The organism is Kitasatospora sp. NBC_00374, assembly GCF_041434935.1.
Lineage (GTDB): Bacteria > Actinomycetota > Actinomycetes > Streptomycetales > Streptomycetaceae > Kitasatospora.
Genome location: NZ_CP107964.1, coordinates 2366660 through 2388054, shown reverse-complemented (window position 1 = coordinate 2388054; position 21395 = coordinate 2366660). Strand labels below are relative to the sequence as shown.

Here is a 21395-nt window from a genome sequence, read left to right as displayed (position 1 = left end):
ACGTACCGGACGCACGCCAGGAGGGCTTCACCATGGTCAAGATCGAGCATGCGAGCACGTCCGTGTTCCGGCCGGCCGGAACGGTCGAAGGGCTGGAGGAGCTGCGCTCCCTGGTCAACACCGCGATCGACGTGCTGGCCGCCGCGCACACCGTCCGCGGCGGCCCGGTCCGCGAGGGCGGTCCGGCCGCCGCCGCCGAGGCCGCCCGCCGCGCGCTGGCCGGGCCGCTGCTGCCCGCCGAGCCCGCCGAACCCGCGACGGCGTTCCGCGAACTGATCGAGGCCTACGCCGAGTTCTCGGTCGACGTGACCCACCCGGCGGCGGTCGCCCGGATGCAGTGCCCGCCGACCACGGTCGCCGCCGCGGCCGAGCTGGTCACCGCGACCCTCAACCAGTCACTGCACGCCTGGGAGAGCGGCCCGTTCGCGCTGGAGCTGGAGAAGTACGTGGTCGGCGAGCTGACCCGGCTGGCCGGTTACGGCCCCGGCTCGGGCGGCACGCTCACCGCGGGCGGCTCGCTCTCGAACCTGATGGCGCTGCTCGCCGCCCGCGACAACACCGCCGCCCGCCGCGGCGCCGGCCGCCCCTTCCAGGACGGCATCGCCGCCCTGGAACGCCGCCCGGTCGTGCTCTGCTCCCCGGCCACCCACTTCTCGATCGGCCGCGCCGCCGGCATCGTCGGCATCGGCGAGGACGCCATCCTGCGGGTCCCCACCGACCTGGTCGGCCGGATCCTCCCCGCGGAGACCGACCGGATGCTCGCCGAACTCGGCGACGACGTCCTGCCGATCGCCCTGATCGCCTGCGCCGGCTCCACCGACGAGGGCTGGGTCGACCCGCTCCCCGAGCTGGCCGAGATCGCCCGGCGGCACAACGTCTGGCTGCACGCGGACGCCGCCTACGGCGGCGGCGCGCTGTTCTCGCCCCGGCTGCGCGGCATGCTGGACGGCCTGGCCGAGGCCGACTCCATCACCATGGACCTGCACAAGTTCGGCTGGACCCCGGCCTCCTCCGGCATCTTCCTGGTCAAGGACGCCGACTCGTTCGGCCCGCTCGCCCAGCAGACCACGACCCTGAACGCCGGCGACGACAAGGAAGCCGGGTACTTCGGGCTCTACGGCACCTCGATCCAGGCCACCCGGCGCTCCGACGCCCTGAAGATCGCTGTCACCCTGCGCACCCTGGGCCGGGACGGGCTCGCCGCGATGGTCGACCGCTGCCACGACCAGGCCCGGCACGCCGCCGCCCGGATCGCCGCCGAACCGCGGCTGGAACTGGCCGCCGAACCCGCCTTCAGCACCGTGCTGTTCCGCTACCTGCCGGCCGACGACCGGATCGACGCGGACGCCTTCAACGGCGCCCTGCGCCGCCGGCTGATGGCCGAGGGCACCGCCCTGCTCGCCCGGACCAGGGTCCCGCGGGCGGACGGCTCCCAGCCGGTCTTCCTGAAGCTGATGATGCTCAACCCCGCGACGGCCGACGCCGACCTCGACCTGGTGATCGACTCGGTGCTCGACACCGCCGCCAAGGCCCTGGCCGAGCAGCAGAGCTGACGGCACGTCACCTCTAGGCGAACCTCGGACCTCGACACGAGAAGGGCACGACACGTGGTACTCCTCGACCGGGGCTACGAGCCGGGAGCCGGCCGCGGCGCCGACGCGGCCGGGATCCGGGACTCGATGCACACCCTCCCGGGTGTGCTCGCCCTGCCACTGACCTTCCTGACCGGCAAACCCCACACCGACCAGCGCCCCGTGCGGCTGTCACCCACCGCCCACCTGCTGAACGCGCTGATCTCGATCGGCTGCGGCCTCGCCGTCACCGGCGCCGCCCTGACCCTGGCCGGCGGGTGGCTCGCGCTGCTGCCCGTCGGCTGGGCCATGACCCTGCACGGCATGCGCAACCTACGAATGATGATCTTCCACCAGTGCGCCCACCAGAACATGTGGGCCCGACCGCGCCCGGACCGCGTGCTCGGCCGGATCATCGCCGCCACCCTGATGATCCAGCACTTCGAGCGGTACCGGACCGAACACGTCGCCGACCACCACGCCCTGCACCACATGACCCTGCGCGACCCGACCGTGCAGGCCTTCCTGGTCAGCCTGGAACTGCGTCCCGGCATGACCCGACGCCAGATGTGGCGCAAGGTGCTGCTCGGCAAACTGGCCTCGCCGTCCTTCCACGCCCGCTTCCTGGTCGCCCGCGCCCGCTCGTACTGGTCGACCGCCTCCCGTACCGAACGCACGCTCACCCTCACCGGGTACGCGGCGGCGGCCGCCCTGGCCGGCTGGCTGCACGGCTGGACCTTCCTGCTGGTCGCCTGGGTCCTGCCGCTCACCTTCTTCTACCAGCTCAGCAACACCCTGCGGCTGTGCGTGAAGCACACCTTCCCGTCCGCCGACACCACCGAGCGCCGCGGCAAGGCCTACTTCGGCAGCCTCACCAACGCGATCTTCCTCGGCGAGCGCGCCCCGGCGCCGGGACTGCCGCTCCCGCGCCGCCTGCTCGGCTGGACCCGCTGGTGGGCCAGGATGCTGCTGGTCCACTTCCCGGCCCGCTACCTGGTCCTCACCGGGGACACCGTGTGCCACGACTTCCACCACCGCCACCCGATGAGCCGCCGCTGGGCCGGGTACATCTTCGAGCGCGCCGCGGACGACCGCACACCCGGGCGCGGCTGGCCGCCCTACCGGGAGGTCTGGGGACTGGTCCCCGCCGTCAACCTGGTCTTCGACTCGCTGGCGGCGGCCGACCCGGCCGAGTACGACCCGGCCCGGCTCGCCGAGGTCAGCGGACGCGAGCTGTTCGCCGCCTTCGACGACTGAGACCCGGCCGCGGCAGGCCGGCGCCGACCACGGCCGACCGGCGCCGACCACGGCCTGCCACGGCCGGCCCGGCCGAGAACCACCGTCCGCCCCTGAGAGGAACCCATGAGCGAGGACCGACTGGTCATCCTCGGCGTGGCCGAGAGTGACGCCCACGCCGTCGCCAACCACCTGATCGCGATGCAACTGCGCCTGCACGGACTCCAGGTGCTCAACCTCGGCGTGTGCACCCCGCTCGCCGACTTCGCCGAGGCCCACGCCGCCCACCCGCACGCCGAGGCCGTCGTCATCGGCAGCCTCAACGGCCACGCCCACCAGGACCTGCGCACCCTGCCCGAGCTGCGCGCCCGCGGCCTGCTGCACTGCCCGGTGGTGGTCGGCGGCAACCTCTCCGTCGGCAGCCGCAAGAACGGCGACGAGGAGGAACGCCTGCGCTCCCTCGGCGTCGACCACCTGCTCGCCGACGCCACCCAGCTGCCCGTCCTGCTCGACCTCATCAGCGCCGCCCGGGCGACCCAGCTCGCCGGCGCCTGACCGGGGGAGTGCCGTGTCCGCGTTCGACGAACTGGAGCTGCACCCCGAGGTGGCGGCGTCCCTGCCGCCCGCCGCAGAGGCCGTCGGCTACCTCCGGGACTGCGGAAAGCCCCTGGCCGTCGACGTCCTGCGGGAGGCCGACCGGACCGGGCGGCCGGTCGTCCAGCCCCGCTGCGGGGTCGGCGGCCACGAGCAGATGACCACCCTGCTGCGCACCCTGGAACGGGCCGGGCCCGGCATCCTGACCCTCACCATCGACTCGTACACCCGGCTGAAGCAGTTCGCCACCGCCCGGCGGCTGCTCCTGGAGAGCCCCGGCGACCTCAACGGCTACCCGCTGGTCGCCCACGGCTGGCAGCGCGGGCGCGAGCTCAACGAGGCGGTCGCCGTCCCGCTGGAGGTCCGGCACGGATCGCCCGACGCCCGCGACCTGTTCGCCGTCACGGTGGCCTCCGGGATCAGCTCCTTCGAGGGGGGCGGCGTGACCTACAACCTCCCCTACTCGAAGGACGTCCCGCTGGAGCGCTCGCTGCGCGCCTGGCAGCAGGTGGACGCGGCCTGCGGGCGGCTGGCCGAGCAGGGCGTGGTGGTGGACCGCGAACTGTTCGGCACCCTGACCGCCGTCCTGGTACCGCCGTCCATCAGCCTCGCCCTCACCCTGCTGGAGGCCGTACTGGCGGCCCGGGCCGGCGTGCGGTGCCTGTCGATCGCCTACCCGCAGGGCGGCGAGGCGCACCAGGACATCGCCGCCCTGCGGTCGGTGCGCACCCTGGCCCGCCGCTACCTGCCGGACTCGGTCGAGGTCTTCCCGGTGCTGCACCAGTTCATGGGCGTCTTCCCGCACTCCGAGCGGGCCGCCGACGAGCTGATCCTCTACGGCGGGCTGGTCGCCCGGCTGGGCCGCGCCACCAAGGTGATCAACAAGACCAACCAGGAGGCGCACGGCATCCCCGACGCCGCCGCCAACGCCCACGGCATCCGCACCACCTCGCTCGCCCTCTCCGGACTGCTGGACTTCGTCCGGCTCGACGAGGAGCGGATCGCCGAGGAGGAGCACTGGATCCGGCGTGAGGTCGAGGAACTGGTCGAGCCCGTCCTGCAGGACGGCGCCGACGACCTGGCCGGCGCCGTCGCCCGGGCCTTCGCGGCAGGCCGGCTCGACATCCCGTTCAGCGCCAGCCGACACGCCCGCTCGGAGGTCATCCCCGGCCGGGACCCCTCCGGGGCCGTCCGCTACCTCCACCACGCCGGGCTGCCGTTCTCCGCCCGGACCCGGCACTTCCACGAGAGCCGGCTCGGAGCCAGGGCGGACCCCGACCGGATCATCGAGAGCGTCACCGCGGACATCAACTACTTCCTTGAGCCCACGAGGTGAACACCATGACCGTCGACGACATCGACACCCCCGCCGCCACCACCGCCCTCGACCGGGCCGTCACCCGGGACCGTGACCCCGCACTCGCCCAGGAGATCCGGGCCGCCGACCGGGCGCACGTCTTCCACTCCTGGTCGGCGCAGGGGCAGATCAGCCCGGTGCCGGTGGCCGGCGCGGCCGGCTCCTACTTCTGGGACTACGAGGGCAACCGCTACCTCGACTTCTCGTCCCAGTTCGTCAACCTCAACATCGGCCACGCCCACCCCAAGGTCGTCCAGGCGATCCAGGAGCAGGCCGCCCGCCTGTGCACCATCGCCCCGCACTTCGCCAACGACCGGCGCAGCGAGGCGGCGGGGCTGGTCGCCGCGCACGCACCCGGCGACCTGGACAAGGTCTTCTTCACCAACGGCGGCACCGAGGCCAACGAACACGCCGTCCGGATGGCCCGGCTGACCACCGGCCGCCCCAAGGTCCTGTCCGCGTACCGCTCGTACCACGGCTCCACCGCCACCTCGATGCACCTCACCGGTGACCCCCGGCGCTGGGCCACCGACACCGGCGCGGCCGGCGTCGCCCACTTCTTCGGCCCCTACCTCTACCGCTCGCCGTTCAACTCCACCACCGAGCAGGAGGAGTGCGAGCGCGCCCTCGCCCACCTCGACCTGGTGATCAGGATGGAGGGCCCGTCGACGATCGCCGCCGTCCTGCTCGAACCGGTGATCGGCACCGGCGGCGTGCTGGTGCCCCCGGCGGGCTACCTGGCGGGCGTCCGGCAGCTCTGCGACGAGTACGGCGTCCTGCTGATCACCGACGAGGTGATGGTCGGCTTCGGACGCACCGGCCGGTGGTTCGCGGTCGACAACTGGGACGTGGTGCCGGACCTGATGACCTTCGCCAAGGGCGTCAACTCCGGCTACGTCCCGCTCGGCGGGGTGCTGATCTCCGAACGGGTCGCCGCCGAGTTCGAACACCGGGTCTACCCGGGCGGGTTGACCTACTCCGGGCACCCGCTCGCCTGCGCCGCCGCCGTCGCCACCATCCGGGCCATGGAGGACGAGGGCATCGTGGAGAACGCCGCCCGGCTCGGCGAGCACGTCCTCGGCCCCGGCCTGCGGGAGATCGCCGAGCGCCACCCCTCGGTCGGCGAGGTCCGCGGCCTCGGCGTGATGTGGGCCCTGGAGCTGGTCCGCGACCGCGAGAGCCGGGAGATGCTCGTCCCGTACGCCGCCACCCCGGCCGAGGCGGAGCCCGTCAACCAGGTGATGGCGGCCTGCCGCAAGCGCGGCGTGTGGCCCTTCGCCAACTACAACCGCCTGCACATCCTGCCGCCCTGCACCACCAGCGAGGAGGAGGCCCGCGAGGGCCTGGCCGTCGTCGACGAGGCGCTCACGGTCGCGGACTCCTATCTGACGTAACATCAACACAGCTGCTGACGAAAGGAATTGCCATGCGCGCGACCCTGGTGGAGCAACCCGGCGGGCCCGAGGTCCTGGTCGCACGCGAGGTGGCGACGCCCGCGCCCGGGCCGGGCGAGATCCTCGTCCGGCACGAGGCCGTCGGCGTCAACTTCATCGACGTCTACTACCGCGACGGCACCTACCCCGCCCCCCTCCCGCTGGTCCCCGGCCAGGAGGCCGCCGGGACGGTCGTCGAGGCCGGCCCCGGCGCCGGATTCGCCACCGGCGACCGGGTGGCCTACGCGACGGCGCTCGGCGCCTACGCCGAGTACGCCGTCCTGCCCGCCGCCAAGGCCGTACCGGTGCCGCCCGAGGTCTCCTCCCGGGCCGCCGCCGCGGTCCTGCTGCAGGGGCTCGCCGCCCACTACCTCAGCCACACCACCCACCCGATCGGCGCCGGGGACACCGTCCTGGTGCACGCCGGCGCGGGCGGGCTCGGCGGGCTGCTGGTCCAGTTCGCGGCGGCCCGCGGCGCCACCGTGCTCGCCACCGCCTCCACCGAGGCCAAACGGGAGACCGCCCGCGAACACGGCGCCGACTTCGTCCTGCCCTACCTGGAACCCGAGCGCATGCGCCGCCAGATCGAGGAACTGACCGGCGGCGGCGCCACCGTCGTCTACGACTCGGTCGGTGCCGACACCTTCGAGTCCAGCCTGCACGCCCTGGCCCCGCGCGGACTGCTCGTCCTGTGCGGACTCTCCAGCGGCAAGGTCCCGCCGTTCGACCTGGAGCGGCTGCGCGCCCTCGGCTCGCTCAAGGTCACCCGGCCCAGCCTGGCCGACCACGTCCGCGACCGGCAGGCACTCACCGACTCCGCCGCCGCCGTCCTCGCCCACCTGGCGGACGGCCGGCTGCGCCCCAGGATCCACGCCGAACTCCCGCTCGACGAGGCCGCCAAGGCGCACGAACTGCTGGAGTCCCGCGCCACCACCGGAAAGCTGCTGCTTCTTTCCTGACCGCGCGGTAAATCGGTGGCGGCCCACCGCCCGGCCGGGCTACGGTTCCCGTGTTCGGACCGGCCCGCGGTGGGCCGCGCCCGTCAGCTTGGAATGAATCAGGAGGTGAGGACCGTGATGGCCGTCGTTACGGTGAGTGCTGCGAGCGCTCAGAAGCCCACTGTTCTTATCTCCGTGGTCTCCGGCTGACTCCAACCGCTGTTCCACCACGCACCGTCGGTGCGTGCCGCGCCGTGCGCGCACACAGCCGGGGCCACACCCTCCGAAGGGTCACCCCGTTGAACTCCGTTTCCGCTGCCCACCCGCTCTCCGGCCACGGCTGGGACCAGAGCAGGGCCGCCGAATTCGCCCCCCTCGCCGAGGCGGGTCTCACCCCCGCGCGGATCGCCCGGGTCGACCGCGGACGCTGCGACGTCCTGCTGGCCGACCCCGAAACCGGCGAACTGCGCACCGTCCGCGCCGACTCCCGGCCGGTCGGCAGCTCCGACCCGGTGCACGGCCCGTGCACCGGCGACTGGGCCGCCGTCGACCTGGCCGCCGCCCCACTGCCCACCGTCAGCGCCCTGCTGCCGCGCTCCACCGCCATCGTCCGCAAGGCCTCCGGCGGTCGCTCGGACGGCCAGGTGCTGGCCGCCAACATCGACACCGTCCTGATCGCCGTCTCGCTCGCCCTCGATCCCGACCTCGGCCGGATCGAACGCTTCCTCGCCCTGGCCTGGGAGTCCGGCGCCGAACCGGTCGTCGTCCTCACCAAGGCCGACCTGGTGGACGACGCCGACCACATCCGGGCCGACGTCGAGCACATCGCGCCCGGCGTGACCGTGCTCGCGGTCAGCGCCGAGACCGGCGAGGGCATCGACGTGCTGCGTGCCTGCGCACCCGGCTCCAGCGCCCTGATCGGGCAGTCCGGAGCCGGCAAGTCCACCCTGACCAACGCGCTCGCCGGACGGGAGGTGATGACCGTCCAGCAGACCCGCGACAGTGACGGCAAGGGCCGGCACACCACCACCACCCGCGAGCTCATCGCGCTGCCCGGCGGCGGCCTGGTGATCGACACCCCCGGTCTGCGGGAGGTCGGCCTCTACGGCGGCGAGGGCCTCGGCCAGGCCTTCTCCGAGATTGAGGAGCTCGCCGAGCAGTGCCGCTTCGACGACTGCGGGCACCAGAGCGAGCCGGGCTGCGCCGTGCTGGCCGCGCTGGAGGACGGCATCCTGCCGTACCGGCGGATGGAGAGCTACCGCAAGCTCCAGCGGGAGGGTGCCTGGATCGCCTCGCGCACCGACGCCCGGCTGCGCAAGGAGCAGTTGCAGAAGTGGAAGACGATCACCAAGTCGATGCGCGGGCCGAACAGCCCGACCCGGCACCGCTGACACCGCTCACACCACCCGCAGCGCTCACCGTGCGTGCCGCGAGGCCGCCCCGGCCGTCAGGTCTCGGGGCGGCCTCGCGGCCGTCGGGGGGTCGGCCCGGTCACTGCGGCAGGTCACCGGTCCGGATCACCCGGGCGTACCAGCGCGCGCTGTCCTTGGGCGTGCGACGCTGGCTGGCGAAGTCCACGTGCACGATCCCGAACCGCTTGCTGTACCCGTACGCCCACTCGAAGTTGTCCAGCAGCGACCACAGGAAGTACCCGCGCACCGGGGCGCCGTCGGCCATCGCCCGGCGCACCGCCGACAGGTGTCCGTGCAGGTACGCGACCCGCTCCGGATCGTGCACCGCACCCGAGGGGTCGGTGTAGTCCTCGTACGCGGCGCCGTTCTCGGTGACCAGCAGCGGCAGGCCCGGCAGGTCGTCGCGCAGCCGGGTGAGCAGCTCGTACAGGCCGTCGGCGTCCACCGGCCAGCCCATCGCGGTGCGGCTGCCCTCGGCCGGCAGGAACCGCACGCCCCGGTCGGCGGGCCACGGGGAGAGCTCGCCGGCGTGGCCGTCCTGGCGGGGGGCCGGCGCCGCCGGGTCGTCGGCCGCGACCACCGTCGGGGTGTAGTAGTTGATCCCCAGCGAGTCGATCGGGCGGGAGATCTCGGCCAGGTCGCCGTCCCGGACGAAGGCCCAGTCGGTCAGCTGCGCGGTGTCGGCGAGCACGTCGGCGGGGTAGCGGCCGTGGAAGACCGGGTCCAGGAAGATCCGGTTGGCCAGGCCGTCGATCCGGCGGGCCGCGTCGAGATCCCCGGGGTCGGTCGAGAGCGGGCGCACCGCGGCCAGGTTGAGGGTGAGCGAGACCTGCGCACCGGCGGGCAGCGCGGACCGCAGCGCGGCGGTGCCCAGGCCGTGCGCCAGCAGCAGGTGGTGGTGGGCGGTCAGGGCCGCCACCGGGTCGGTGCGCCCGGGTGCGTGCACGCCGTTGCCGTAGCCGAGGAAGGCGCTGCACCAGGGCTCGTTGAGGGTGGTCCAGGTGGGGACCCGGTCGCCGAGCGCCTCGGCGGCGATCGCGGCGTACTCGGCGAAGCGGTACGCGGTGTCCCGGTCGGTCCAGCCGCCTTCGTCCTCCAGCTCCTGCGGCAGGTCCCAGTGGTAGAGGGTGGCGACGGGGGTGACGCCGTTGGCCAGCAGCTCGTCCACCAGGCGGTCGTAGAAGTCCAGCCCGGCCCGGTTGGCGGGCCCCTGTCCGCCCGGCCGCACCCGTGGCCAGGACAGCGAGAACCGGTAGGCGCCCAGGCCGAGTTCGGACATCAGGGCGATGTCCTCGCGGTATCGGTGGTAGTGGTCCGCGGCGATGTCGCCGGTGTCCCCGTTGCGGACCTTGCCGGGGGTGTGGCTGAAGGTGTCCCAGATGGACGGCGTGCGGCCGTCCAGCGCCGCCGCGCCCTCGATCTGGTACGCGGCGGTGGCCGCGCCCCAGACGAAGTCGGCGGGGAAGCCGGTGCGGACCGGGGAGGGCAGGGCTTCGACTGTCATCTCGCCTTCCAAGATCGTGAGTTGAGTGTTCATCCCTTGACCGCGCCCTGCATGATGCCGCCGACGATCTGGCGGCCGAGCAGGGCGAAGACCACCAGCACGGGCAGGGTCCCGAGCAGGGTGCCCGCCATGACGATGGACTGGTCGGGCACGTAGCCCTGGCCGAGGGACTTGAGCGCCACCTGTACCGTGGGGTTCTGCGAGCTGAGCGCGACGATCGGCCAGAAGAAGTCGTTCCAGGTGGCCATGAAGGTCAGCATGCCGAGCACGGCCATCCCCGGGCGGGCCACCGGCAGCACGATCGACCGGAAGATCCGCAGCAGCGAGGCGCCGTCGACCCGGCCGGCCTCGATCAGCTCGTCGGGCAGCGCCTGGAGCAGGAACTGCCGCATGAAGAACACCCCGAAGGCCGACACCAGCGAGGGCAGCACGACGGCCGGCAGCTTGTTCTGCAGGTCCAGCTTGACGATCACCATGAACAGCGGGATCACGCCGAGCTGCGGCGGGATCATCATCGTGCCGACGGTGACGGCGAGCAGCAGCCCGCGGCCGCGGAACCGCAGCTTGGCGAAGGCGAACCCGGCCAGGGTGGAGGAGAGCACCACGCCCGCCGTCACGACGGACGAGACCAGCAGCGAGTTGAGCAGCGCGGTGCCGATGGCGGCCTGCTGCAGCGCCTCGCCGAGGTTGTGGAACAGGTTGGGCCCCGGGGTCAGCGCCGGAGTCGCCGCGCTGAGCTCGGAGTTGGACCGGCTGGCGGCCACCAGGGTCCAGTAGAACGGGAACACGGCCAGCAGGGTGGCGACGCCCAGCACCGCGTAGGCGAGCGGGCCGCCCTGCAGGGGGGAGCGCTTGGCGGGCTTCATCTCGATCACCGGTCCGTACGGTTGCGACGGGCGGCGACGGCCGCGTTGACCAGGGCCAGCACCACGATCAGCAGGAACATCACCCAGGCCACGGCGGCCGCCCGGCCCAGGTGGAAGAAGGACCAGCCCTGCTCGTACATGTAGAGGCCGAGGGTCTGGTACTGGTGCGAGATGCCGCCGCCCGAGTTGCCCTCGTACAGCAGCGGTTCGCCGAACAGCTGGGTGGCGCCGATGGTGGACACCACCACGGTGAAGACGATGGTCGGCCGCAGGCCCGGCACGGTGATGTGGCGGAACTGCTGCCAGCGGGAGGCGCCGTCCACGGCCGCGGACTCGTACAGGTCGGCCGGGATGGCCTGCATGCCGGCCAGGTAGATCAGCGCGTTGTAGCCGGTCCAGCGCCAGGTGACGATGGCCGAGACGCCGAACTGCGAGGCCCAGGTGTCGGCCTGCCAGTCCACCGGGTCCAGTCCGACGCTGCCGAGCGCCCAGTTGATCAGGCCGTAGTCCCGGCCGAAGAGCTGCGCGAACACCAGGGTCGCGGCGGCCACCGAGGTCGCGTACGGCATCAGCATCGCGACCCGGAAGAACGTCCGGCCGCGCAGCCGGTAGTTGAGCAGATGGGCCAGGCCCAGCGCCATCAGCAGCTGCGGGACGGTGGAGAGCACCCCGATGGTGAAGGTGTTGCGCAGCGCGTTCCAGAAGAACGGGTCCTCGAGGAGGCGGGTGTAGTTCTGCAGCCCGAGCCAGTCCATCCGGTCCGCCGTCTGCAGCTCGACCCGGTGCAGTGAGACGTACGCGGTGTAGAGCAGCGGGAACAGGCCGAAGGCCGCGAACAGGACGAAGAAGGGGGCGACGAAGCCGTACGGGGCGAGCCGGCCGGCCCGCCGGGGCCGGGGCCCGGCGGATGCCACGGCGGGCAGCCGGGCGGAGGAGATGGCCATGGAGGAGTCCTTCGACGGGGCTCCCGGCCCGGGCCGGCGACGGCCGGCCGGGCCGGGAGCGGGTGGCTGCCGGCGGGTCAGTTGCCGTTGGCCTTCCTGATGTTGTCCATGGCGTGCTGCCAGGCGGTGTCCGGAGCGGTGGCGGTGCGCTCCACCTCGCCCAGGGCGTCGGTGAAGGCCTTGCCGATCACGCCGTCCTCGGTGCCGAGCACCTGGGCGGGCATGTTGGCGGCCGACTCGCTGAAGATCTGGCCGATCGGGGCGTTGTTGAAGTACGGGTCCGTGGTGGCCTTGATCTCGGCCTGCGCCCCGGTGCTGGACGGGAAGGAGCCCTGCTTGGTGAAGAGCTTGGCCTGCTGCTCCTTGGCGGTGAGCCACTTGACCAGCTCGGCGGCCTCCTTCGGGTGCTTGGCGGTACGCGGGATCGTCAGGTACGAGCCGCCCCAGTTGCCGGTCTTGCCGGGGCCGGGGGCGATGTCCCACTTGCCCGTGCCGGCGTCACCGGCCTGGCCCTTGATGTAGCCGATCATCCAGGCGGGGCAGCTGAGGGTGGCGAACTTGCCGGTGGTGAAGGCCTTGTTCCACTCCGGGGTCCACTGCGGCAGCTTGGCGGACAGGCCGTCGGCCACCAGCCGGTTGGCGTCCGTCCAGGCGGTCCTGACGGCCGCGCTGGTGTCGAAGACGGGCTTCCCGCTCTCGTCGGCGTACCGGACCTTCTGCTGGCCGACCTCGGCGGTGAACATGCCGGCCGCGCTGTCGGTCCAGGCGTTGCCGGGCTCGGCCTTGCCGGCGTACGTCTTGCCGAGGTCCAGGTAGCCCTGCCAGGTGGACCACTTGGCGGCCAGCTCGGTGCGGTCGGTGGGCAGGCCGGCGGCCTTGAAGAGGTCGGTGCGGTAGCAGATCGCCTCCGGGCCGATGTCGGTGCCGGCGCCCAGCACCCGGCCGTCGGCGGTCTTGACGGCGGCACCCTTCCACGGCACCAGCTCGTCGTTGACCCCGCCGAGGCCGAGGGTCTTCAGGTCGGTGAACTTGTCCGCCTGCTTCTGCACCACGCTCGCCGCCCGGCCGACCTCCAGGCCCTGGACGTCGGCGAGGCCGCCGCCGCCCGCGAGCTTGGTCTGCAGCGCCTGCCAGTACTGGGCCTCGTCCTGGGTGTCGGTCTGCTTGATGGTGACGTTGGGGTGGAGCTTGGAGTACTCGTCGTAGAGGCCGCTCTCCTTGAAACCGAAGGTGCCGAAGAGGTCCACCGTGAGGGTGACCTTGGCGTCGGCGGCGGTGTCCTTGGAGGCCGGGCCGCCGGATCCGCAGCCGGTGAGCAGCAGGGCGGCGGCGAGTGCGGTGGATCCGAGAGCGGCGGCGGTGGTGCGGCTTCTGAACGGGCGCATGGGGGTGCCTCCTGGCGCAGCAGGTCGGTGGGTGGCGGCGTAGGTGCCGGGAAGTTCTGAGAGCGCTCTCAATGCGATGTCAGGAGAGTGCCCGGTGGCGTTCACGCTCGTCAAGGGCCCGAAACCCGAACGTAATCTTCGGGGTTGGCGCCGAACCGCGTTCAGAGGGTGAAGGCGGGGATTGTGTCCGGAGCGTTGACAGTGGCTTTCGGTGGCTCTAGCGTCCCAACGCTGAGAGCGCTCTCATGCGGTGCTCGCACCCACCGTCCCCCCACCCGAGGTGGATCCATGAAGCTCAGATCCGTGCGCCGCCCGGCAGCCGCCGTCACGGCGCTGGCGCTCGCCGCCGCGGCCGCGCTGGCCGCGACCGTCGGCGCGGGCAGCGCCGCCGCCGCGACCGTCCCCGTCGGCCTCGGCGGCTACAGCGACAGCCGCCCCGCCGGCACGGTCGGCCCGAGCAACTCCGACGGCGCGCCCGTCGCGCCCAAGGTCACCCCGCGGATGGCCGGCAAGGCCGTGCCGACCAACGACTGGTGGTCCTCCCTGGTCTTCCAGCGCTACGCGGGCAACCCGTACTCGGAGAACATGTACGGCCACCCGCTCACCTTCAAGGCGGTCGCCGGCGGACTGGAGGTCGGCTACCCCACCACCCCGACCATCACCCCGGACGGGCGCCAGTACGACTACACCCACACCCGGGACCTCACCCTCGGCGTGGCCGGTCTCAACTCCCCGGACACCAAGGTCGACGGCTGGACCGACTGGACCGTCACCCCGTACTGGGCCGACGGCGCACACACCTTCAGCGCCACCGTCGGACACGGCCTGCCCTACGTCTACGCCCACGCCACCGGCGGCGCGGCCCAGATCACCACGGCCGCCGCCCCCACCGTCTTCGCCAATCAGGGCAACGTCCTCGGCATCACCGTGGGTGGCCACAACTACGGCCTGTTCGCCCCCACCGGCACCAGCTGGAACGTCAACGGCACCACCCTGAGCGCCGCGCTCGGCGCCAAGGACTACTACTCCGTCGCCGTCCTGCCCGCCCAGTCCGACCTGGCGCTCTTCCGCACCTACGCGTACAGCTTCGTCACCGACACCAGGGCCGACTGGAGCTACCAGCCCGCGGCGGGCACCCTCACCACCACGTACACCGCCACCACCACCGCCCAGGAGGGCACCCAGAGCGGCACCCTGCTCGCGCTCTACCCGCACCAGTGGCGGGCCACCGCCGACCCGTTGACCGCGCTCACCTACGTGTCGCCGCGCGGGCAGATGAAGGTCCGCCAGGGCGGCGGCTTCACCACCGTGCAGAGCGTCGGCGGCGTCCTGCCCTCGCTGCCGGACGTCGGCGGCCACGACCGGGCGGCCCTCGGCGCGCTGGTCCGCCAGGAGGCCGACGCCGCCGACCCGTTCGCGGGCGCCACCGACACCTACTGGACCGGCAAGGCCCTCGGCCGGCTCGCCCAACTCGTCCCCGTCGCCGACCAGCTGGGCGACGCCGCGACCAGGGACAAGCTGCTCGGCCTGATCAAGGGGAAGCTGCAGACCTGGTTCAAGGGCACCGGCTCACCCGGCTTCGCCTACGACACGGTGTGGAAGACCCTGATCGGCTACCCCGCCTCCTACGGCACCGACGGCGAACTCAACGACCACCACTTCCACTACGGGTACTTCATCCAGGCCGCCGCCACCGTCGCCCGCTACGACAGCGCCTGGGCCGCCGACTCCGCCTGGGGCGGCATGGTCAGGATGCTCGCCAAGGACGCCGCCAACGCCGACCGCGCCGACACCCGCTTCCCGCTGCTGCGCAACTTCGACGTCTACGCCGGCCACGGCTGGGCCGCCGGCCACGCGGCCTTCGCCGCGGGCAACAACCAGGAGTCCTCCTCCGAGTCGCTCAACTTCAGCGCCGGGCTGATCCTCTACGGCTCCGCCACCGGCGACACCACCCTGCGCGACCTCGGCGTCTACCTCTACACCACCGAGGCGAACGCGGTCGAGCAGTACTGGTTCGACGCCGACCACGCCAACTTCCCGGCCGCCTTCGGCCACGACACCGTCGGGATGGTCTGGGGCAGCGGCGCCGCCTACTCCACCTGGTGGACCGCGGCACCCGGCATGATCCACGGCATCAACGTGCTGCCCGTCACCGGAGGTTCGCTCTACCTGGCCCGCCGCCAGGACGAGATCCGGGCCAACCTGGCCGAACTCAAGGCGAACAACGGCGGGGTCCTCACCGACTGGCGCGACCTGCTCTGGGAGTTCCAGGCCCTCGCCGACCCGGCCGCCGCCAAGGCCGCCTGGGACAGCGGCAACGGCGGCTACACGCCGGAGGAGGGCGAGTCCAGGGCACACACCTACCACTGGATCTACGCCCTCGCCGCGCTCGGCACCCTCGACCCCGCCACCACCGCCGACACCCCGACGGCCGCCGTCTTCGCCAACGGCGCCACCCGCACCCACGTGGCCCACAACTACACCACGGCCACCCGGACCGTCCGCTTCTCCGACGGCTACACGCTGACCGTGCCGGCCCGCTCGGCGGCCAGCGAGCGCGGCGCCTTCCAGGACGGCGGCACGGGCGGGCCGACCGACCCGCCGTCGCCTTCTCCGTCCCCGTCTCCCTCGTCCTCGCCGTCGGGCTCGTCGTCGCCGTCGCCGTCACCGTCACCGTCGGTGCCGGCCGGCAGCGGGAACACCTTCTACCTCCAGCCCGCCGGCACCCTCACCACCGCCTACGGCAGCGCCGCCGCGACGGACACCGTGCCCTCGGCCGGCGGTGGCAACCACGACGGCACGCCGTACCAGGCCAAGGTCTACGAGATCCGCAACCTCAGCGGCACCCTCAAGCCCGGTGCGAGCACCGACTTCGACCTCTACCTGGACGCCGGCTCCGCGGTCGGCCTCGGGCAGCAGGTCCGGGTCTCCTACGACCTCACCGGCGACGGCGCCTTCGACCGGGTCGAGACCTACCGCTACTTCGCGACCGACCCGGTGGCCGGCTGGGAACGCTACTCGGGCGCAGGCGCGGGCCTGGCCAACGCGACCGGCACGCTCGGCACCCTCACCCACGGGACCGTCCGGGTGGAGGTCTGGTCGGCGATCGGCAACGTCCCGTCCCAGCTGCGGGTCGGCGCGACCCAGGCCCAGGGCAGCGCCTCGGTCCTGCGGATCCCCTTCAACTGACGTCCGCCGGTGGCCGGGTGGCCCGGTGGCCGCCCGGCTACCGGACCACCCGGAACCGCTCCAGCACCACCTCGGTGGCGTCGTCCACGGTGAACTCCGGCTCCGCCAGCTCCGCCAGCATCTCCGGGCTGCGCCAGTACTTCTCGTGCACGGCCCGCCACTCGGCCACCGTCCGCAGTCCCTCGCCCTCGTCGAGGGCGTGCTGCAGGTCGACCTCACCGAGCGGGACCACCCGCACCTCGGTCACCTCGATCACCGCCACCGGAAGGTCGTCCGAGTCCACCACCACCTGCCGGCCGCCGGGGGCCGGCAGTGACTCGCCCAGTGCGCGGTACTCGGCCATCAGGCCGGTGGTACTGGTCTTCTCGCCGCTGAGGATCGCGGCCACCAACTGGTCCCGCAGCGGCCCGGGGAAGGCGAACTCGGCCTTCGGCAGGCCGGCGTATCGGTCATCGCTCATGAGGCCGACCGTATGACGCCGGGCACGGGCGTGCCCGGGATTTTCCGGCCGTCAGTGCCTCGTCGTCCGCGCGCAGGGCGGAGTCACCGAGCAGCAGGGGGCCGGCGGGCGGCCTCGTGCGGGGACGGCAAGTGCGGGTCGGACCGTCGGGCGTGCCGCTCCGGGGTGGCCGCGTGCCGGTCGGGCGATCCGGCGGAAGGCGGCGGCGGTGCGGTGGGCGCGGGCCCGGGGGCGTCCAGGGGCGTGGACGGAACCGGCTCTGGCAGGTCAGGCCGACTCCCGCCGGACCAGACGGGTCGGGATGATCACCGACGTCGGCGCCGCGCCGCGGCCGACCGCCTGCTCCGGCTCACCGGAGAGGTGCCGCAGCAGCATCCGGGCCATCAGCCGCCCCATCTCCTCGATGTCCTGCCGGACGGTGGTCAGGGGTGGCTCGGTCCAGGCGGCCACCGACTCGACGTCGTCGAAGCCGACCACCGCGACGTCCTCGGGCACCCGGCGCCCGGCCGCGCGCAGGACCCGCAGCGCGCCGGAGGCCATCGAGTCCGAGGCGGCGAAGACCGCGTCCAGATCCGGCCGGCGGGCCAGCAGTTCGGCCATCGCCCGGCCGCCGCCGTCCGGGGTGAAGTCGCCCTCGGCGATCAGCGCCGGGTCGCCGTCGGGCAGCAGGTCGCGGTAGCCGTCCAGGCGGTCGACCGAGGAGGTCTGGTCGAGCGGGCCGGTGATGGTGGCGATCCGGGCGCGCCCGAGCTCCCGCAGGTGCTGGACGGCCTGGCGGGCACCGCCCCGGTTGTCGCTGTCCACGTACACCAGCTCGTGGTCGGACTCGGCGCCCGGCCAGCCGGGCCGGCCGCCGACCACGAACGGCAGGCCGACCCGCCGGGCGATCTGCGGCAGCGGGTCCGAGCGGTGCAGCGAGAACAGCAGGACGCCGTCCACGTGGCCGCCGGCCAGGTAGCGGCCCACCCGGTCGTAGTCGCGCTGCTCCTCGATCATCAGCAGCACCATCTGGTTGTCGGCCGCCGAGAGTTCGCGGCTGATGCCGCGCAGGTGCTGGGCGAAGAACGGGTCGGAGAAGATCCGGCTCTCCGGTTCGGCGACCACCACGGCGACCGCCTGGTTGCGTCGGGTGACCAGGGTGCGGGCGGCCAGGTTGGGGACGTACCCGAGCTCGTCCACCGCACGGCGGACCTTCTCCTGGAGGGCCTCGCGCACGCCCGCCCCGCCGTTCACCACCCGGGAGGCGGTCGCCCGGGAGACGCCCGCCAGCTCGGCGACCGACTCCAGGGTGGGCCGCGCGGCGGCGCCTCCGACGATCCCGGCCGACTGCTGCTGCCCCGACGGTTCGGTCACCGTGCGCTCCTCTCCACGACTGTCCACCACTCTCTGTGACGCTCTGCGACCCGCCGCGCGGCGCTCGCGGCCGTCCGGTATCGCGCGTTGCCGTCCGCGACCGTTCACTGCTGAGCCTAGCGGGTCGAGGTAGGCCTTGAGAGCGCTCCCAAGGGATGTCCGGCCCAGCGCCTGACCACCGTGTCCGATTCCCGCCAGTCGAGCCCTCCGGGATGACGCAGACTGGACAGCGTGATCGACGACGAGACCAGGTACCGGGCGGTGGACAGCCGTGACTCCCGCTTCGACGGGGTGTTCTTCACGGCCGTCCGGACCACCGGTATCTACTGCCGGCCGAGCTGCCCGGCGGTGACCCCGAAGCGGGTGAACTGCAGCTTCTACCCGACCGCCGCCGCCGCCCAGGGCGCCGGCTACCGCGCCTGCCGGCGCTGCCGCCCGGACTCCGTCCCCGGCTCGCCCGAGTGGAACCACCGGGCCGATCTGGTCGGCCGCGCCATGCGGCTGATCGGCGACGGCATCGTCGACCGCGAGGGTGTGGCCGGCCTCGCCGGCCGGCTCGGCTACAGCGCCCGCCAGCTCCAGCGCCAGCTCACCGCCGAGCTCGGTGCCGGCCCGCTCGCCCTCGCCCGCGCCCAGCGCGCCCAGGCGGCCCGTCTGCTCCTGCAGACCACCGAACTCCCGGTCACCGAAGTCGCGTTCGCGGCCGGCTTCGCCTCGGTCCGCCAGTTCAACGACACCGTGCGCGAGGTCTACGACCGCACCCCGAGCGGACTGCGCACCGAGGTCGCGGCCGGCCGCCGGGGCGGCGGGACGCCCGGCACCATCAGCCTCCGGCTCGCCTACCGCGGCGCGCTGGACAGCGACCACCTGATCGACTTCCTGGCCCTGCGCGCGGTGCCCGGCGTGGAGGAGGTCGTCCCCGGCACACCTCCCGGGGTTCGCACCTACCGCCGCACCCTCGCCCTCCCGTACGGCCACGCCATCGCCGAGGTGGACGGGCTCGGCCCCGCCGACCCGCCGACCCGGGGCTGGCTGGACTGCCGGCTGGTCCTCACCGACCTGCGCGACCTCACCACCGCCGTGCACCGGCTACGCGCCCTCTTCGACCTCGACGCCGACCCGGACACCGTGGACGGTCAGCTCGGCGCCGACCCGGCGTTCGCCCCGCTGGTCGTGGCCCGCCCCGGCATCCGCTCGCCCGGGCACGTCGACCCGCACGAACTCGCCGTCCGCGCCGTGCTCGGCCAGCAGATCACCGTCACGGCCGCCCGGACGCTGGCCGGCCGGCTCGCCGAGCAGTACGGCGTGCCGCTGCCCGAGCCGAGCGGCGGCCTGCGGCTGCTCTTCCCCGACGCGGCGGCGCTGGCGCAGGCGGCCCCGGAGCACCTCGCGATGCCCGAGTCGCGGCGCCGGGCGCTGCGCGGACTGTGCGCGGCCCTCGCCGAGGGCGCCGTCCGGCTGGACGGCGGGGTCGACCGGGAGCAGGCCGCCGCCGAACTGCTCGCCCTGCCCGGCATCGGCCCGTGGACGGTCGGCTACCTGCGGATGCGGGCCCTGGCCGACCCGGACGTCTTCCTGCCGACCGACGCGGGCGTGCGGCACGGCCTGCAACGCCTGGGCCTGCCCGGTGACCCGAAGTCCGCCGAGCGGGCCGCACCCGCCTGGGCACCCTGGCGCTCGTACGCCGTGCACCGGCTCTGGGTGGCGGCTGCGCCGCCCGGCGGGGCCGCGGACGGTGCGGTGCCCGTGCCGGTGCCGGTGCCGGTGCCCGTGCCGGGCGGACGGGCCGTGGGCGGCGGGGTGCCGGGCGGACGGACATCGAACGTGGACAGCACGATGGAGGAGAAGGCATGACAACGGCGTTCACGACCATGGACAGCCCGCTCGGGCGTCTGCTGCTGAGCGGCGTCTACCAGGACGGCGGGCCACTCGCGCTGACAGCCGTCACCGCTCCCGGCCAGAAGGGCGCGCTGAGCGAACCCGCCGACGGCTGGGTGCCGGACGCGGACGCCCTGGCCCCCGCCGTGGAGCAGCTGACCGGCTACTTCGCGGGCGAGCTGACCACGTTCGACCTGCCGCTGGCGCCGGTCGGCACCGAGTTCCGGCAGTCCGTCTGGGCCGCCCTCGACGACATCCCGTACGGCGCCACCGTCACCTACGGCGAACTCGCCGAGGCCGCCGGACACTCGCCGCGCGCGGTCCGGGCGGTGGGCGGCGCGGTCGGGGCCAACCCGCTGCTGGTGATCCGCCCCTGCCACCGGGTGATCGGCGCCAACGGGACGCTCACCGGGTTCGCCGCGGGGACGGACAGCAAGCGGCTCCTGCTGGAACTGGAGCGCGGCGCGGCCCTGTTCTGACGGGCCCGGGCCTGACGGGCCCGGTTCAGACGCTCCGGCTGTCGGCGGCGGAGGCGGTGCCGACACCAGGGTTGACCGGGCTGCCGCTGCCGCTGCCGCCGGCCAGGGAGCGTGCGAGCTGCTCCAGGCCGGGGAGGGCGCGCATCACTGCGTCGCGATCCGTGGGGGAGAGGCTCTCCAGGGCGTCCGCCAGCCGGCGCTCGTGTGCCTGCCGCCAGTCCCGCAGCTGCTGGTGGCCGGCCTCGGTCAGGGCGATCCGGGCGGTCCGGCGGTCGCCGGGGTCGGCCTGGCGGTCCACGAATCCGGCGTCCAGCAGCTTGCCGATCAGCCCGCTGACGGTGTTGGGCGCGAGCCGCTGGCGGTCCGCCAGCTCGCCGACCCGCAGGGGCGCCGCCGCCAGCGTCTGCAGCAGCTCGACCTGGGCCATGGGCAACGATTCCCAGGGGTAGTCGGTGCGGATGCTGCTGCGCAGCGCGCGACGGAGCCGGGTGATCACATCGGTGAGCCGCTGGGCGCGGGCCAGCCGTGCCGTCTCCTCCAGTGCGGAGGACTCGGGCTGCGACGGGGTGGGAACGGGCTGCGGCGGCATGGGCGACAGCGTATCGGTTCGCCGTGGCCACCTCGGTCGCCGACCAGCTCGGCGACCGAACAGCTCGCTCGCCGACCGACCGTCCCGGTGGCCGACCGTCTCGGAGGCCGCGTGGCTCTGCAGGCGAATGCCGGACCGGCCGAGCACCTCCACGGCCGAGCACCTCCACGTCCGAGTGTCGCTGCGTCCGAGTGTCCCTGCGTCCGA

General features: G+C 73.4%; 17 protein-coding genes. 10 read left to right on the top strand and 7 right to left on the bottom strand.

From position 1 onward, the window contains the following. Nucleotides 1-32: 32 nt before the first annotated feature. The 7 genes from OG871_RS10655 to rsgA all read left to right on the top strand — a co-directional run bounded on the left by OG871_RS10655 (nucleotide 33) and on the right by rsgA (nucleotide 8520). The gene (locus OG871_RS10655) at nucleotides 33-1553 is read left to right on the top strand and encodes an aspartate aminotransferase family protein (RefSeq protein WP_371496278.1); all 1521 of its coding nucleotides are present in this window, start codon (nucleotides 33-35) and stop codon (nucleotides 1551-1553) included. A gap of 54 nt (nucleotides 1554-1607) precedes the next feature. Beyond that, on the top strand, nucleotides 1608-2828 hold the full coding sequence (locus OG871_RS10650; RefSeq protein ID WP_371496276.1) for a fatty acid desaturase: 1221 nt from the start codon (nucleotides 1608-1610) through the stop codon (nucleotides 2826-2828). Between the two features lie 105 nt (nucleotides 2829-2933). Then, the gene (locus tag OG871_RS10645) at nucleotides 2934-3362 is read left to right on the top strand and encodes a cobalamin-dependent protein (protein WP_371496274.1); all 429 of its coding nucleotides are present in this window, start codon (nucleotides 2934-2936) and stop codon (nucleotides 3360-3362) included. A gap of 13 nt (nucleotides 3363-3375) precedes the next feature. Then, nucleotides 3376-4737 carry a methylaspartate mutase gene (locus OG871_RS10640; protein WP_371496272.1) on the top strand — a complete coding sequence of 454 codons (1362 nt, stop codon included), beginning with the start codon at nucleotides 3376-3378 and terminating at the stop codon, nucleotides 4735-4737. A gap of 5 nt (nucleotides 4738-4742) precedes the next feature. After that, complete coding sequence (locus OG871_RS10635; RefSeq protein WP_371496270.1) at nucleotides 4743-6152, top strand: aspartate aminotransferase family protein; 1410 nt, start codon at nucleotides 4743-4745, stop codon at nucleotides 6150-6152. 32 nt (nucleotides 6153-6184) lie between these two features. Beyond that, entirely contained in the window at nucleotides 6185-7150 is a 966-nt protein-coding gene (locus tag OG871_RS10630) for a quinone oxidoreductase (RefSeq protein WP_371496268.1), read from the top strand. A 278-nt stretch (nucleotides 7151-7428) separates the two neighbouring features. Continuing rightward, on the top strand, nucleotides 7429-8520 hold the full coding sequence (gene rsgA / locus OG871_RS10625; RefSeq protein WP_371496266.1) for a ribosome small subunit-dependent GTPase A: 1092 nt from the start codon (nucleotides 7429-7431) through the stop codon (nucleotides 8518-8520). 100 nt (nucleotides 8521-8620) lie between these two features. On the opposite strand, the gene OG871_RS10620 is transcribed toward rsgA, so the two are convergent. The 4 genes from OG871_RS10620 to OG871_RS10605 form a co-directional block, all read right to left on the bottom strand. After that, on the bottom strand, nucleotides 8621-10045 hold the full coding sequence (locus OG871_RS10620) for a GH1 family beta-glucosidase (RefSeq protein WP_371496264.1): 1425 nt from the start codon (nucleotides 10043-10045) through the stop codon (nucleotides 8621-8623). Nucleotides 10046-10074: 29 nt separating this feature from the next. Further along, nucleotides 10075-10911: a carbohydrate ABC transporter permease gene (locus OG871_RS10615; protein ID WP_371503269.1), complete on the bottom strand. Its 837-nt coding sequence runs from the start codon at nucleotides 10909-10911 to the stop codon at nucleotides 10075-10077. Nucleotides 10912-10916: 5 nt separating this feature from the next. Next, nucleotides 10917-11855 carry a carbohydrate ABC transporter permease gene (locus OG871_RS10610; protein WP_371496262.1) on the bottom strand — a complete coding sequence of 313 codons (939 nt, stop codon included), beginning with the start codon at nucleotides 11853-11855 and terminating at the stop codon, nucleotides 10917-10919. Nucleotides 11856-11932: 77 nt separating this feature from the next. Next, a complete protein-coding gene (locus OG871_RS10605) occupies nucleotides 11933-13240 on the bottom strand; it encodes an extracellular solute-binding protein (protein ID WP_371496260.1) in 1308 nt (435 codons plus the stop codon). A 288-nt stretch (nucleotides 13241-13528) separates the two neighbouring features. Here OG871_RS10605 and OG871_RS10600 point away from each other — a divergent pair, with 288 nt between their 5' ends. Continuing rightward, on the top strand, nucleotides 13529-16429 hold the full coding sequence (locus OG871_RS10600; RefSeq protein ID WP_371496259.1) for a glycosyl hydrolase: 2901 nt from the start codon (nucleotides 13529-13531) through the stop codon (nucleotides 16427-16429). 37 nt (nucleotides 16430-16466) lie between these two features. Here the strand turns inward: OG871_RS10600 and OG871_RS10595 are convergent, their stop codons facing one another. Together OG871_RS10595 and OG871_RS10590 are read right to left on the bottom strand one after the other, a co-directional pair. Then, nucleotides 16467-16889 carry an ASCH domain-containing protein gene (locus tag OG871_RS10595; protein WP_371496258.1) on the bottom strand — a complete coding sequence of 141 codons (423 nt, stop codon included), beginning with the start codon at nucleotides 16887-16889 and terminating at the stop codon, nucleotides 16467-16469. Between the two features lie 267 nt (nucleotides 16890-17156). After that, nucleotides 17157-18242, bottom strand: coding sequence for a LacI family DNA-binding transcriptional regulator (locus tag OG871_RS10590; RefSeq protein WP_371496256.1), 1086 nt, complete (start codon nucleotides 18240-18242; stop codon nucleotides 17157-17159). A gap of 231 nt (nucleotides 18243-18473) precedes the next feature. On the opposite strand from OG871_RS10590, the gene OG871_RS10585 reads away from it, so the two are divergent. Next, nucleotides 18474-20096, top strand: coding sequence for a DNA-3-methyladenine glycosylase 2 family protein (locus tag OG871_RS10585; RefSeq protein ID WP_371496255.1), 1623 nt, complete (start codon nucleotides 18474-18476; stop codon nucleotides 20094-20096). Next, nucleotides 20093-20599 (top strand): methylated-DNA--[protein]-cysteine S-methyltransferase, encoded by a 507-nt coding sequence (locus tag OG871_RS10580; RefSeq protein ID WP_371496253.1) that lies wholly within the window; start codon nucleotides 20093-20095, stop codon nucleotides 20597-20599. The genes OG871_RS10585 and OG871_RS10580 overlap by 4 nt, the downstream gene beginning before the upstream one ends. A gap of 25 nt (nucleotides 20600-20624) precedes the next feature. Here OG871_RS10580 and OG871_RS10575 read toward each other — a convergent pair whose 3' ends face one another. Beyond that, nucleotides 20625-21188, bottom strand: coding sequence for a MarR family winged helix-turn-helix transcriptional regulator (locus tag OG871_RS10575; protein WP_371496251.1), 564 nt, complete (start codon nucleotides 21186-21188; stop codon nucleotides 20625-20627). Nucleotides 21189-21395 lie beyond the last annotated feature (207 nt).

Coding starts and splice junctions, on each gene's coding strand:
- OG871_RS10655 (WP_371496278.1), top strand. CDS start 33: ATGGTCAAGATCGAGCATGCGAGCACGTCCGTGTTCCGGCCGGCCGGA.
- OG871_RS10645 (WP_371496274.1), top strand. CDS start 2,934: ATGAGCGAGGACCGACTGGTCATCCTCGGCGTGGCCGAGAGTGACGCC.
- OG871_RS10635 (WP_371496270.1), top strand. CDS start 4,743: ATGACCGTCGACGACATCGACACCCCCGCCGCCACCACCGCCCTCGAC.
- OG871_RS10630 (WP_371496268.1), top strand. CDS start 6,185: ATGCGCGCGACCCTGGTGGAGCAACCCGGCGGGCCCGAGGTCCTGGTC.
- OG871_RS10620 (WP_371496264.1), bottom strand. CDS start 10,045: ATGACAGTCGAAGCCCTGCCCTCCCCGGTCCGCACCGGCTTCCCCGCC.
- OG871_RS10615 (WP_371503269.1), bottom strand. CDS start 10,911: ATGAAGCCCGCCAAGCGCTCCCCCCTGCAGGGCGGCCCGCTCGCCTAC.
- OG871_RS10610 (WP_371496262.1), bottom strand. CDS start 11,855: ATGGCCATCTCCTCCGCCCGGCTGCCCGCCGTGGCATCCGCCGGGCCC.
- OG871_RS10605 (WP_371496260.1), bottom strand. CDS start 13,240: ATGCGCCCGTTCAGAAGCCGCACCACCGCCGCCGCTCTCGGATCCACC.
- OG871_RS10600 (WP_371496259.1), top strand. CDS start 13,529: ATGAAGCTCAGATCCGTGCGCCGCCCGGCAGCCGCCGTCACGGCGCTG.
- OG871_RS10595 (WP_371496258.1), bottom strand. CDS start 16,889: ATGAGCGATGACCGATACGCCGGCCTGCCGAAGGCCGAGTTCGCCTTC.
- OG871_RS10580 (WP_371496253.1), top strand. CDS start 20,093: ATGACAACGGCGTTCACGACCATGGACAGCCCGCTCGGGCGTCTGCTG.
- OG871_RS10575 (WP_371496251.1), bottom strand. CDS start 21,188: ATGCCGCCGCAGCCCGTTCCCACCCCGTCGCAGCCCGAGTCCTCCGCA.